The organism is Enterovirga aerilata (assembly GCF_013044135.1).
Taxonomy (GTDB): domain Bacteria; phylum Pseudomonadota; class Alphaproteobacteria; order Rhizobiales; family Beijerinckiaceae; genus Enterovirga; species Enterovirga aerilata.
This window is the reverse complement of record NZ_JABEPP010000002.1, coordinates 431,368-443,844: the sequence shown is the minus strand read 5'-3', so window position 1 is coordinate 443,844 and position 12,477 is coordinate 431,368. Positions and strand designations below refer to the sequence as shown.

11 protein-coding genes are annotated in these 12,477 nt (G+C 68.6%); 4 read left to right on the top strand and 7 right to left on the bottom strand.

What is annotated here, in order from left to right; translation table 11 throughout:
* Nucleotides 1-6: 6 nt before the first annotated feature.
* The 6 genes from HJG44_RS07375 to HJG44_RS07350 all read right to left on the bottom strand — a co-directional run bounded on the left by HJG44_RS07375 (nt 7) and on the right by HJG44_RS07350 (nt 6,612).
* Complete coding sequence (locus HJG44_RS07375; protein WP_171217708.1) at nt 7-1,134, bottom strand: 5-methyltetrahydropteroyltriglutamate--homocysteine S-methyltransferase; 1,128 nt, start codon at nt 1,132-1,134, stop codon at nt 7-9.
* A 90-nt stretch (nt 1,135-1,224) separates the two neighbouring features.
* Nucleotides 1,225-2,244: an LLM class flavin-dependent oxidoreductase gene (locus tag HJG44_RS07370; RefSeq protein WP_171217707.1), complete on the bottom strand. Its 1,020-nt coding sequence runs from the start codon at nt 2,242-2,244 to the stop codon at nt 1,225-1,227.
* Nucleotides 2,245-2,357: 113 nt separating this feature from the next.
* The gene (locus HJG44_RS07365) at nt 2,358-2,888 is read right to left on the bottom strand and encodes a Ros/MucR family transcriptional regulator (protein WP_171217706.1); all 531 of its coding nucleotides are present in this window, start codon (nt 2,886-2,888) and stop codon (nt 2,358-2,360) included.
* Nucleotides 2,889-3,084: 196 nt separating this feature from the next.
* Nucleotides 3,085-3,510: an acyl-CoA thioesterase gene (locus HJG44_RS07360; RefSeq protein WP_346767117.1), complete on the bottom strand. Its 426-nt coding sequence runs from the start codon at nt 3,508-3,510 to the stop codon at nt 3,085-3,087.
* A 4-nt stretch (nt 3,511-3,514) separates the two neighbouring features.
* Nucleotides 3,515-5,395 (bottom strand): AMP-binding protein, encoded by a 1,881-nt coding sequence (locus tag HJG44_RS07355; RefSeq protein ID WP_171217704.1) that lies wholly within the window; start codon nt 5,393-5,395, stop codon nt 3,515-3,517.
* A 14-nt stretch (nt 5,396-5,409) separates the two neighbouring features.
* Complete coding sequence (locus HJG44_RS07350; RefSeq protein ID WP_171217703.1) at nt 5,410-6,612, bottom strand: ABC transporter substrate-binding protein; 1,203 nt, start codon at nt 6,610-6,612, stop codon at nt 5,410-5,412.
* Between the two features lie 173 nt (nt 6,613-6,785).
* On the opposite strand from HJG44_RS07350, the gene HJG44_RS07345 reads away from it, so the two are divergent.
* Together HJG44_RS07345 and HJG44_RS07340 are read left to right on the top strand one after the other, a co-directional pair.
* Entirely contained in the window at nt 6,786-7,730 is a 945-nt protein-coding gene (locus HJG44_RS07345; protein ID WP_171217702.1) for a 3-hydroxyacyl-CoA dehydrogenase NAD-binding domain-containing protein, read from the top strand.
* A 31-nt stretch (nt 7,731-7,761) separates the two neighbouring features.
* Nucleotides 7,762-8,649, top strand: coding sequence for a beta-keto acid cleavage family enzyme (locus HJG44_RS07340; protein ID WP_171217701.1), 888 nt, complete (start codon nt 7,762-7,764; stop codon nt 8,647-8,649).
* Nucleotides 8,650-8,957: 308 nt separating this feature from the next.
* Here the strand turns inward: HJG44_RS07340 and HJG44_RS07335 are convergent, their stop codons facing one another.
* On the bottom strand, nt 8,958-9,617 hold the full coding sequence (locus tag HJG44_RS07335) for a MarC family protein (RefSeq protein WP_171217700.1): 660 nt from the start codon (nt 9,615-9,617) through the stop codon (nt 8,958-8,960).
* Nucleotides 9,618-9,881: 264 nt separating this feature from the next.
* Here HJG44_RS07335 and HJG44_RS07330 point away from each other — a divergent pair, with 264 nt between their 5' ends.
* Entirely contained in the window at nt 9,882-10,970 is a 1,089-nt protein-coding gene (locus HJG44_RS07330) for a mandelate racemase/muconate lactonizing enzyme family protein (RefSeq protein ID WP_171217699.1), read from the top strand.
* 102 nt (nt 10,971-11,072) lie between these two features.
* Nucleotides 11,073-12,449: an ABC transporter substrate-binding protein gene (locus HJG44_RS07325; protein ID WP_171217698.1), complete on the top strand. Its 1,377-nt coding sequence runs from the start codon at nt 11,073-11,075 to the stop codon at nt 12,447-12,449.
* The last annotated feature ends 28 nt before the right edge of the window (nt 12,450-12,477 follow it).

The window sequence follows — 12,477 nt, the reverse complement described above, 5'->3', positions numbered from 1 at the left end:
AGCGATTCAGGCAGCCTTGGCGGGCGTCGCCGAACCGCCCCAGACCTCGCCGGCGACGGCGACGATCATCTCGAGCTTCGACCACTGCTCCTCTTCCGCGAGGGTATTGCCCTCCTCCGTGGAGGCGAAGCCGCATTGCGGGGACAGGCAGAGCTGGTCGAGATCGGCGAACTTCGCCGCCTCCTCGATGCGCCGCTTCACGTCCTCGGGCTTCTCGAGCGTGCCGGTCTTCGAGGTCACGAGGCCGAGCACGACCGTCTTGCCCTTCGGCAGGAAGCGGAGCGGCTCGAAGCCGCCCGCGCGGTCCGTGTCCCACTCCATGAAGTAGCCGTCGACCGGCATCGTGTTGAAGAGCAGGTCGGCGATCGGCTCGTAGCCGCCGGAGGCGACGAAGGTGGAGCGGAAGTTGCCGCGGCAGAGATGCATGGTGACCGTCAGGTCGGCCGGCTTGTCCTTGAGCGCCTCGCGAACCATCCCGGCATAGATCTCGGCCTGCTTCTCCGGATCGTCCCCGCGCTGCGCGAGCATCTGCCGCTGCTCGGGATCGCAGAGATAGGCGAAGGAGATGTCGTCGAGCTGCAGGTAGCGGCATCCGGCATCGTAGAACGCATGGATCGCCTTGTTGTAGGCGCGTCCAAGGTCGGCATAATATTCGTTCATGTCGGGGTACAGGCCGGCATTGATCATCTGCCGCCCACTCCGATAGTGGAGCATGCTGGGCCCCGGAATGGTCATCTTCGGCATCCGGCTCGTATTCTCCTTCACGAACCGGAAATGCTCGAGCATCGGGTGCGCGGTGAACCCGATCTTGCCGACGACGCGCAGGCCTTTCGGCTTCAGCTGCGCGCCCTTGAACTGGACGCCCTGCTCGAGCCAGACACCTTGAACCCCGTCGAGTTCCTCCAGGAAGTCGTAATGCCAGAAGGCCCGGCGGAATTCCCCGTCCGTGACGGCCTGCAGCCCGACCTCCTCCTGCTTGCGGATGACCTTGCGGATCTCCTCGTCCTCGACGGCCTTGAGCGCAGCCGCGTCGATCTGGCCGGCGGCGTGCTTCTCGCGCGCCTCCTTGAGCGGGGCGGTCCTCAGCAGACTGCCGACCATGTCGGCGCGGAACGGCGGTCGTTGTCTCGTCAAGGGCGAAGCCTCCTGTTGCTGAGCGGCATTCATGGCCGCTCCGAAGTGAGCCCTCTTAGCGCCGCCCAGGGGAGGGGGAAAGCTGACCGCTCACGCGGCGAGCGCGCGGGGCAGGCTGAAGGCTTCCGCCAGGAGCGTGTACGAGCGCCGGCGCGCGGCCTGATCGTGGATCGCCGAGGTGATCATGATTTCGTCGGCCTGGGTCGAGCGCGCGAATTCGAGCAGGCGGTCGCGGACCCGGTCCGGCGTGCCGACGAACATCCGCGCGCGGTTGCGCTGGATACGCTGGCGGTCCCAGTCCGTGTAGCGGACGGCCGCGGCCTCTTCCGGGCTCGGCAGCGGGCCGAACTCGCCGCTCTCGCGCCGCAGCCAGGACAGGTCCTGGCTGGAGGCGAGGCGCTCCGCCTCCTCCGCGGTCTCGGCGGTGACGGCCGACACGGCCAGGATGGCGTGCGGCCTCTCCCGCCATTGCGACGGCACGAAGCCGCTGCGATAGGCGAGCATGGCGTCCTGCACGTCGTGCGTCGCGAAATGGTGCGCGAAGGCGAAGCCCATTCCGATCTGCGCCGAAAGCCGCGCCGAATAGCCGGAGGAGCCGAGGAGGAAGATCGGCGGCAGGCGGACGTCGGACGGCATTGCGGTGACGCGCCTGAACGGATGCCCCTCGGGGAAGCCGCCCGTGTCCCAGAGGATCAGCTCCTGCAGCCGCTCCAGGAACTCGTCGCCGCCACGCTCTTCCTGGTGGCGCCGAAGCGCGACCGCCGTGACGCCGTCCGTGCCCGGCGCGCGGCCGAGGCCGAGATCGATGCGTCCCGGAAAGAGGCCCTCCAGCATGCGGAACCGCTCGGCCACCATGAGGGGCGCATGGTTCGGCAGCATCACGCCGCCCGAGCCGACCCGGATGCGGGAGGTTACGGCGGCGATCTGGCCGATCATGATCTCGGGCGCGGGGCTCGCGACGGAGGGCAGGTTGTGGTGCTCGGCGAGCCAGTAGCGCGAGAAGCCGAGCGCGTCGCAGTGACGGGCGAGGTCGATCGAGTCGCGCAGCGCCGCGCTCGGCGGGAAGCCGGACCTGACGAAGGAGAGGTCGAGGACGGAAAGCGGGATCATGGCCGCAAGATAGGCCGTGCGGCCTCGCCCTGCGAGATGCGGGACCAAAAGGAAAGGGCCCGGCGGGGAGCCGAGCCCTTGTCGTCGATGAGGGCGGGCCTTGCGCGCCCTGCTCAGCTGCCGCCGTTCGCCTTCGACCGGCCGCGGCGCTTCGGAGTGGCCGGGGTGGCCGGGGTGGCCGGAGCGACCGGAGCGGCCTCTGGGGCGGCAGCCCCGGATCCGGCCTCCTCGGCCTTCTTCCGGCGCTGCTGGCCGAGGCCGAGCGCCTTGGCGAGCTCCGAACGCTGCTTCGCATAGTTCGGGGCGACCATCGGATAATCCTTCGGCAGGCCCCACTTCTCACGGTATTCCTGGGGCGTGAGCCCCCGGCCGGACAGGTGCCGCTTCAGCGACTTGTACCGGCGGCCGTCCTCGAGGCTGATCAAGTAATCCGGCGTGATCGTCTTCTTGATCGGTATCAGGGGAGTCGGCTTCTCCGGCTCCGGAGGCTTCTTTTCCTCGAGCTTGCGCAAGGCCATGTGCACCGAGGCGATCACCTCGGGAAGCTCTGCCGAGGGAATCTTGTTGTTGGCCACGTAGGCCGAGACAATCTCGCTCGTGAGCTCCACCAGTTCTTGCGGTTGAATGTCCGTGGCGGATTCCATGTTTGAACTCTCGTCGATTCGCGTGCGCGACGTACTTTGACGGGGGTGTGTATAGGGCCTTTCCGGAAGATATCTAGACTGAAAGCGCGGAGAGACAGAAGATTTTTGCGCCCGAGCACATGTTCGCATTGGAACCCAAGAAGGGCAGGGGGATTGGCAAAGTTGTCGCGGCCCGCGTCGCCCGGCCGCGGCGTTCTCAACCGCCTCTCAGCTTCCCGGCGACCGCCTCGGGCAGGGCCTCCGCGCGCAAGCGTTCGGGATGATCGCGGTCGCGCATTGTCCAGACCCGCGTCTCCTCGCCCTCCACGGCCAGCCGTCCCGCATTCGTCAACTTGTGGCGGACGCGAAAGCTCGATCGGCCGAGGCCGATGATCCCTGACGCGATCTCGACCACGTCGCCGAAGCGGGCCGGCGCCAGGAAGCGCGCCCGCGTGTCGACGACGGGCGTGCCGGCCATCGCGTACTCGGCCATCATGGCGGCCTTGTTCAGCCCGAGCGCCGCCTCCAGCAGGAGTGCCGTCGACCAGTCGAAGAACTCGAAATAGCGCGGGTTGAAGACGATGCCCGCCGGGTCGCAATGGCCCCATTCCACCGTCAGGCTGCGCCGATGCGTGAACCCCACGATCTCAGGCGTCTCCGGGCCTGATGACGCGGGGGGAGGGGGGCTCGGCATAGAGTTCCTCGACGAGGGCGGCGCGGTTCCGCAAGGTCGCGCGCTGATTGATGGAGCCTTTGTCTGTCACCTCGTTGAGGTCGATGGAAGGCGGCTTGTCCAGGAGCAGCGCTCCCGCGATGCGGTTCGACGATCCCGTCGAGGCCTGGGCGAGGCGCGACAGGACGCGCGCGAACGCCGCCCGCACCCGCTCGTCGGCAAGAACTTCGGCCGCCGGAACGGCGGCGTCGAGATCGGGGCAGAGCGCGCGGCACTCCTCCATGTCCGGCACGATCAGCCCCATTACGGCGTCGCGGCCCTCACCCGCGATGGCGATGTCGCGCGCAAGCGGAGCGGCAGCGTTGAGGAACTGCGCCCGGAGTGGCCCGACCGACACCCAGACGCCCGTGGTCAGCTTGAAATCCTCGTTCAGCCGGCCGTCGAAATAGAGGCCGATCTCGGGCTTGGCCGGATCGACGAAGCGCAGCGCGTCGCCGAAGCGGTAGAATCCCTCCTCGTCCCGCGCCGCCGCGCTCAGCTCGGGATTGCGCCAGTAGCCGGGCGTGACGTTCGGCCCGCGCACGCGGGCCTCCAGCTTGTCCTCGACCGGAGCAAGCTTCAGCTCGACGCCGCGGACGGGCAGGCCGACGCGGCCGGAGCGGCACTGGTCCGGCCGGCAGACGAGGGCGAAGGGCGCCGTTTCCGTCGCGCCGAGCCCGGTGAGCATCGGGATCCGCTCGCCCGCATGCGAGACCGAGATCCCGTCGAGCGCGTCCCAGATCGGCTGCGGCAGGCCGGCGGCCGCGAAGAAGGTAAGCTTCAGGCGCCGGTAGAAGCTCTCCCTCAGGGCGTCGTCGTTGCGGAGATGCGGGATCAGCGATTCATAGCCCTTAGGGACCGTGAAATAGGCGGTCGGCGCGATCTCGCGCAGGTTCCGGACCGTCTCCCCGATCAGGGCGGGCGTCGGACGACCGTCGTCGATATAGAGGGAGCCGCCGTTCGAGAGCACGATGTCGAAGTTGTGGCTGCCGCCGAAGACGTGGTGCCAAGGGAGCCAATCGATCAGGACCGGCGGCTCCTCGGTGAGAAACGGGAAGCTCGCCTGGAGCTGCGCGGCGTTGGCGCAGAGCATGCGATGGGTGGTGACGACCGCCTTCGGCAGCCCGGTCGAGCCCGAGGTGAAGAGGAACTTCGCAATCGTATCCGGGCCGACGCCCTGATGCGCCGCCGCGATCTGCTGCCCTCGGCCAGCCTCGAACTCCGCCAGGAAGGTCGCCTTCCGGTCGACGAGCGTACCCTCGCGGATCACCACCTCGACATCGGGCGGCAGCGTCGCGGCGATCGCCGGCCCGAAAGCGGCGGCTTCGCCCGCATAGACGAGACCGGGCGTGAGCAGGGAGAGGATGTCGCGCAGGCGCTCGTAGGCGCCCCCGAAGGCCGAATAGGCCGGCGAGACGGGCGCATAGGGGACCCCGACATGCATCGCGGCGAGCGCGAGGGCGGCGTGATCGAGATCGGCGCCCGACAGGATGACGAGCGGGCGCTCGGCCGAGAGCCCGCGCGACAGCAGCGCCGCTCCGAGGCGCTCGGCGCGGCTCAGCGCATCCCCGTAGGTGAGGCGCTGCCAGGCGCCGCTCCGGTCGCGTTTGGCGACGAAGGTCCGGTCTGTAGCCTCGCTCGCGAAGCGGACGAGCCAGTCGGTCACCCGCGCCGCATAGGGCCCGAGCGGCTCCTCGCAGCGCACATAGACCGTGCCGTCCGCCCGCCGGTCGAAGATGTGCCGGTCCGTCGCGAGCCGGACGGACCGGAACGGATGGCCGGACGGCGCCGGGTCGGCCGCGCGCTCGGCGGACACGGCTTCGGTCCCGCTCACCCCTTCACGAGCGGGCAGTTGCCCTCCGCCATCGGCCGGAACGCCTTCTCCGGCGGCACCGTCGCGACGAGCTTGAAGTAGTCCCACTTTCCGCTCGACTCGGCGGGCGTCTTCGCGGTGAACAGATACATCGGATGGAGCTTGCGCCCGTCCGGGCGGATCGAGCCCTTGCCGAAGATCGGATCGTCCGTCGGCATGGACTTCATCGCCTCCACGACCGCCCGCCCGTCCGAGACGCTGCCGAGCTTCTCGGCCGCCTTGAGGTAGTGCGCGACGGCCGAATAGACGCCCGCCTGCATGTCGTTCGGCGCGTTCCCTCGCGGATGGCGTTCCATGAAGCGCTTGGCGAAGGCGCGCGTGCCGTCGTTCATGTCCCAGTAGAACGGCATCATCAGATAGACGCCCTGCATCGAGGCGAGCCCGAGCGCCGGCACGTGGTTCACGTTCAGGATGAGCCCAGCGAGCCGCTGCTTCGGCGCGAGCCCGAACTCGCCCGCCTGCTTGATCGTGTTCGTGGTGTCGTCGCCCGCATTGGCGATGGCGACGACGTCGGCGCCGGAACTCTGCGCCTGGAGCAGGAAGGAGGAGAAGTCCGAGGTGCCGAGCGGGTGCCGCGCCTGGCCGAGCACCTCGCCGCCCAAGGCCCTCACCTCGTCCGCGGATGCGGCTTCGAGGTCCTTGCCGAAGGCGTAGTCGGCCGTGATGAAGAACCACTTCCTGGCCCCCTGCTCGACGAGCGCCTTCGGCAGCCCGTGGCCATAGGCCCAGGTGTCGTAGGTCCAGTGGACCGTGTTCGGCGAGCAGGCCTTGCCGGTGAGGTCCGCGGTGCCGGCGCCGGAGCCGATGAAGACCTTGTTCTTCTCCCGCGCGAGATTGGCGACCCCGAGCGCGATCGCCGAGTTCGGAACGTCGACGATGACGTCGACGCCGTCCTGGTCGAACCACCGCCGGGCGAGGCCGACCCCGATATCCGTCTTGTTCTGGTGGTCGGCGGACACGACCTCGACCGGCACGCGCAGCCGCTTGCCGTGGTCCTCGACCGCGAGCTGCGCCGCGATGACGGAGCCGATGCCCTGATAGTCGGAGAAGACGGTGGATTGATCGTTCAGGACGCCGATCTTCACCGGCTTGTCCTGCGCGGATGCGGCGCCTGCGGCGAGCGCCGCCGCGAGCGTGGCCGCGATGCCCAGCTTCCTCATCGGCCTTCCTCCCGAGCCTATGTCGTCGGACGGTCGCCGCCCGATGATGGGCAGGCCGTCTCTTCGCGCAGTCCGGTGCGCGGATGCCGGAAGATCACGCAGGCCGGTTGCTTTGGCAACCGTCATCGGGCGAAATGCCGGAGCCGGACGGGAGAAGCCGGCCGGGAGGGCGCATGATCGCACGCGCGGTCGAACGGGTGGCGGTGGTCGGCACCGGCGTCATCGGCGCGAGCTGGGCGGCCCACTTTCTCGCCCGCGGGCTCGACGTGATCGCGACCGACCCGTCCCCGGACGCCGAGAGCCGCCTCCGTGCGGATGTCGACGCCGCCTGGCCGGCCCTCGTCGAACTCGGCCTCGCCCCGCACGCATCGCGCAGCCGGCTCCGTTTCGTTCCCGAGCTCGAGTCCGCGGTGGCGGATGTCGATTTCGTCCAGGAGAACGGCCCCGAGCGGGAGGACGTGAAGCGCGAGCTGTTCCGGCGCATCGGCGAGGCCGCCGCGCCCGACGTTATCCTGGCCTCGAGCTCCTCGGGCTTCGGACCGAGCGTGTTCCAGGACGCCGCGCGCAATCCCGAACGCGTGCTCGTCGGGCATCCGTTCAACCCGCCGCACCTCGTTCCGCTCGTTGAGGTGGTGGGCGGTCGCGCGACATCGGACGAGGCGCTCGAGGCCGCCATGGCGTTCTACGCGGCCGTCGGCAAGCGCCCGATCCGCATCCGGCGGGAACTCGTCGGGCACGTCGTCAACCGCATCCAGGCGGCGCTCTGGCGCGAGGCCTTCCATCTGGTGGAGAGCGGCGCGGTCACGGTCCCCGAGGTGGATGCCGCCATCGCCCACGGGCCGGGCCTGCGCTGGGCGCTCATGGGACCCTGCCTTCTCAACCACCTCTCGGGCGGCCCCGGAGGCCTGAAGCACACGCTGGATCATCTCGGGCCGCTGATGGAGCGGATGTGGGCCGATCTCGGCACGCCCCGGCTGACGCCCGAGCTGAAGGCCGCCCTCGTCGCCGGCGTGGGGCAGGAGCTTGCCGCGATCGACCCCGCCGCCATGCTCGCCGAGCGTGACCGGCTGCTGGTCGGGCTCCTATCCGCCAAGGCGAAAGCGAACAATCTTCCGTGATCCCCGGCCCGCGGGCCCTCAGGAGAGAAGCATGTCCAAGGTGATCGTGACGGTGGCCCCGACCGGCGGGATGGCGTCCAAGGCGCAGAACCCGAACCTGCCGACCCAGCCGGCGGAGATCGCCGAGTCGGTCCACAAGTCCTGGAAGGCGGGCGCCGCCATCGCGGCCCTCCATGCCCGCAGGCCCGACGACGAGGCGACCTGCAACGCCGAGATCTACAAGGACATCAACCGGCGCGTCCGCGAGAGGACGGACATCATCATCAACAACTCGACCGGGGGCGGCTCCAACGGCGACATGCTGCTCGCACGCCCCGACGGGCTCTTCGAGAGCAACTTCGAGGAGCGGCTCAAGGGCTGCGATGCCGGGGCCGAGATGGCGACCTTCGACGGCATGACCTTCGCCGACGTGCATGGCGGCCGCGAGATCCTCGTCGTGACGACTCCCTCCCGCTGCGAGTTCCTGGCCAAGCGCATGCAGGAACGGGGGATCAAGCCGGAATGGGAGGTCTTCGGCCCGACCCACATCCTGCAGGACGTCACGCGCCTGATCGAGAAGGGCTACGACAAGCCGCCCTACTACATCAACATGGTGCTGGGCGCCGACAAGGGCTTCCAGGGCGCCATGCCCTACAGCCACGACATCCTGGCCGCGATGATCCGGCTTCTGCCCCCGCAGTCCATCTTCTGCGTCTCTGCCATCGGCCCCGCGCAGCTCCCGGCGACCACGCAGGCCATCCTGCTCGGCGGCCACGTGCGGGTCGGGCTGGAGGACAACAACTACTACGCCCGCGGCAAGCTCGCGACGAACGAGATGCTGGTCGAGCGTACTGTCCGCATCATCCACGAGCTCAACATGGAGCATGCCTCGCCGGCCGAGGCGCGGGAGATCCTCGGCCTGCCGCCGGTGAAGATCTGAGGGCAGGACACCCCGTTTAACGGCTTCGGTTCCGCCCTATACTGTCGCCGACGCGAAGGAGGCCGGATTGCCCCAGCCGAGCCACCAGGCTTCAGAGAGCAGAGCCGACCGTGCTGCGCGGCTCGCCCGGGAGCGGGAGCTGATCCGGGAAGCCGAAGCCGATCTCGCCGCGGGCCGCTTCACGGAGGGCCCGGAGGCGGAGGCGCTCCTGGAGCGTCTGCGCTCCGGACTGGCGAAGCCAGCGGACGCGGACAGGACCGCTCCCGCCTCTGACGTCCGCCGCAACGGTCGTGCTCGAGAACCCGACGTCAGGGATTTGCAGGAACCGCTCTCAGAAAATCCGTAAGTCCGTTCAGGGCGATCTGCGTTCCGACGCAGAGGAGCAGGAAGGCCGAGAGGCGCGACACGATCCGCGCCCCGGACTGGCCGAGAAGGCGCACGAGGCGATCGGCGGAGCCGTAGGCGAAGGCGACCGTCAGCGCCATCGCGACGGCCGCGCTGGATGCCGCCAGGACGAAGAGCGGATAGCCCGGAGCCCCGGCCGGCACCGTCGCTCCGAGCGCCACCGCGACCGAGATCGTGCCGGGCCCGGTGGTGAAGGGAAGGGTGAGCGGGAAGAAGGCGATCGCTTCCAGGCCCTCGGCTTCCTGCGCCTGGCCGGTCTTCGCCTCCTCGCGCTTCTCGGGCTGATGCAGCAGCTGCCAGGCGAAGCTCGCGACGATGAGGCCGCCCGCGATCCGCAGCGCCGCGATGGTCACCCCGAAGAAGGACAGGATCGCGCCGCCGAACCAGAGCGCGCCGACCATGACCAGCGCGGAGTAGAAGCCGATGCGCCTGGCAAGCGCCACCCGTTCGTCATGCGAGCGGCTTGCCGTGACCTGGCTGAAGATGACCGCGCCCCCGATCGGATTGATGATCGAGAACAGCGCCGAGTAGACGAGAAGGAAGTTTTGGACCGAGCCGGACATCGCCCGCACCTGCTCCCGCTGGGAGGCGGGCGCAAGAACATAGCCGGAGCCCGCCCGTGACGCTCGTCCCCGCGCCAGGCCTCGCCTGGCTGAGGACGAGCCTCTCCCTGGCGTCTGGCGCCCGTCGCCCCGACCGCGTGGTTCTCTCGGTGTTCGGGCGGGGCCTGACCTCCCGGCGGAGATCTGGCCAGGACCTGCGCCGGATGCTTCCATGGCGGCGTGCAATGCGCGGAGCCGGGTGAGCGCCGGCCGGGAGGAACGGGAATGGCGAAGCTCGTCGCGGTCGAGCCTGGGTTCTACCGCATCCCGCTGCCCGAGGTCCTGACCGACTCGATGCATGGCGAGATGCGCGCCTTCGAGCTGAACACCGTGCGGGTGCGGGACGCGGAGGGGGCGGAGGGCGTCGGCTACACCTTCACGGTCGGCCGCAACGGGGCGGCCGTCGATGCGGTGCTCCGGCGCGAGATCGCGGAGCTCGCCGAGGGGGAGGATGCGGATGCGATCGAGCGCCTGTGGCACAAGATCTGGTGGGCGACGCATTACGGCGGGCGCGGCGGGCCGACCGTGCTCGCGCTCTCGGCCTTCGACATCGCCCTCTGGGACCTGAAGGCGAAGCGCGCCGGCCTGCCGCTCTGGAAGCTGCTCGGCGGCTTCGACCCGAAGGTGCCGGTCTATGCCGGCGGCATCGATCTCGACCTGCCGCTCGACGCCCTCCTGCGGCAGACCGACGGCAACCTCGCCAAGGGTTTCCGGGCCATCAAGATGAAGGTCGGGCGCAAGCACCTGCACGAGGACGTCGAGCGGGTCGCGGCGATGCGGGAGCATCTCGGCCGCGGCTTCCCGCTGATGGCGGACGCCAACATGAAGTGGTCCATCGACGAGGCGATCCGGGCGGCCCGCGCGCTCCAGCCCTACGGGCTCGTCTGGCTGGAGGAGCCGACCATACCCGACGACCCGGCAGGCCATGCCCGCATCCTGCGGGAGGGCGGCGTGCCGATCGCGGCCGGCGAGAACCTGAGGACCATCTGGGAGTTCCGGCTCTATATCGGCGCGGACGCCCTCAGCTTCCCCGAGCCGGACGTGACGAATTGCGGCGGCGTCACCCCCTTCATGAAGGTCGCCCACCTCGCCGAAGCCTTCAACCTGCCGGTCACGAGCCACGGCGCGCACGACATCACCGTCCATCTCCTCGCGGCCTGTCCGAACCGCTCGTATCTGGAGGCGCACGGCTTCGGCCTCGATCGCTACATCGCCGATCCCCTGGCCATCCGCGACGGCTTCGCGCTTGCGCCCGACCGGCCCGGGCACGGCATCCAGTTCGACTGGGACGGTCTGGACCGCATCCGAGGCTGACGCGACGACGCATCGTCCCAGGGGGGAATTGCGCCGCGCCACGCTCCCGTGCTGAACTCGCGCGACCCGCCCACCGAACGAGGCGGTCTCAGGAGGAAGCACATGAGGCGAGGCATCGCTGGGGCGCTGTCGCTCGGCGCGTTGATGCTGGCCGCGATGCCGGCCGTCGCGCAGGAGAAGACGCTCACCGTCTGGTTCAGCAAGGGCTTCTACCGGTCCGAGGACGAGTCGCTCTGGGCCACCATCAAGAAGTTCGAGGAAAAGACCGGGATCAAGGTCGAGCTGTCGCAATACGCGATCCAGGACATGATCCCGAAGACCGTCGCGGCGCTCGATTCCGGCTCGCCGCCGGATGTCGGCTATGCCGACACCTACAACAATCAGGCCGCGGGCAAATGGGCCTTCGAGGGCAAGCTCGAGGACCTGACCGACATCCTGCAGCCGATGATGGGGCGCTTCGCGCCGCAGACCGTCGAGCACATGCTGCTCTACAACGACCAGACCAAGAAGAAGGCCTATTACGGCTTCCCGATGAAGCGGCAGACGCTCCATACGGAGATCTGGGGCGACATGCTCGAGAAGGCCGGATTCAAGGCGGGGGACATCCCGACGGGCTGGAGCGAGTACTGGTCGTTCTGGTGCGACAAGGTCCAGCCGGCCTATCGCCAGGCCTCGGGAACGCGGACCTACGGCATCGGCGCGCCCATGGGCGTGGAATCGACGGATTCCTTCCAGTCCTTCTACGCCTTCATGGACGCCTACGACGTGAAGCTCGTGGACAATGACGGCAAGCTCCTCGTCGACGATCCGAAGGTGCGCGACGGTCTCGTCAAGGCGCTGAAGGATTACACCGATCCTTACGTCAAAGGCTGCGTGCCGCCATCGGCGACGACCTGGAAGGATCCCGACAACAACGTCGCCTTCCACAACAAGACGACGGTGATGACGCACAACTTCACCATCTCGATCGCGGCGAAATGGTACGAGGATTCCGTCAATCCGAGCGCCACGCCCGAGCAGCGCGAGGCCGCCAAGAAGGCCTACGAGGAGCTCATCATCACGGCGCCCTTCCCGAACAGGCCGGACGGCAAGCCGATGACGTATCGCGCCGACGTGAAGCACGGCGTCGTCTTCTCCGGCGCCAAGAACAAGGCGGCCGCCAAGGAATTCGTGAAGTTCATCATGGAGGAGGACAACCTGCGGCCGTATATCGAGGGCGCGCTCGGCCGCTGGTTCCCCGTCACCAAGGACTCGATCGAGAGCCCGTTCTGGCAGGCCGACAAGCACAGGAAGGCGGTCTACAACCAGTTCAAGTCGGGCACCGAGCCCTTCGACTACGTGAAGAACTACAAGTTCACGCTCCTGAACAACGAGAACGTGTTCGCCAAGGCGATGAACCGGGTCGTGAGCGAGAAGGTCCCGGTCGAGAAGGCTGCGGACGAGATGCTTGCCCGCATCAAGCAGGTGGCGGCGCAGTAGCGCCACGCCGCCGAGGCCGGCGAAAGCC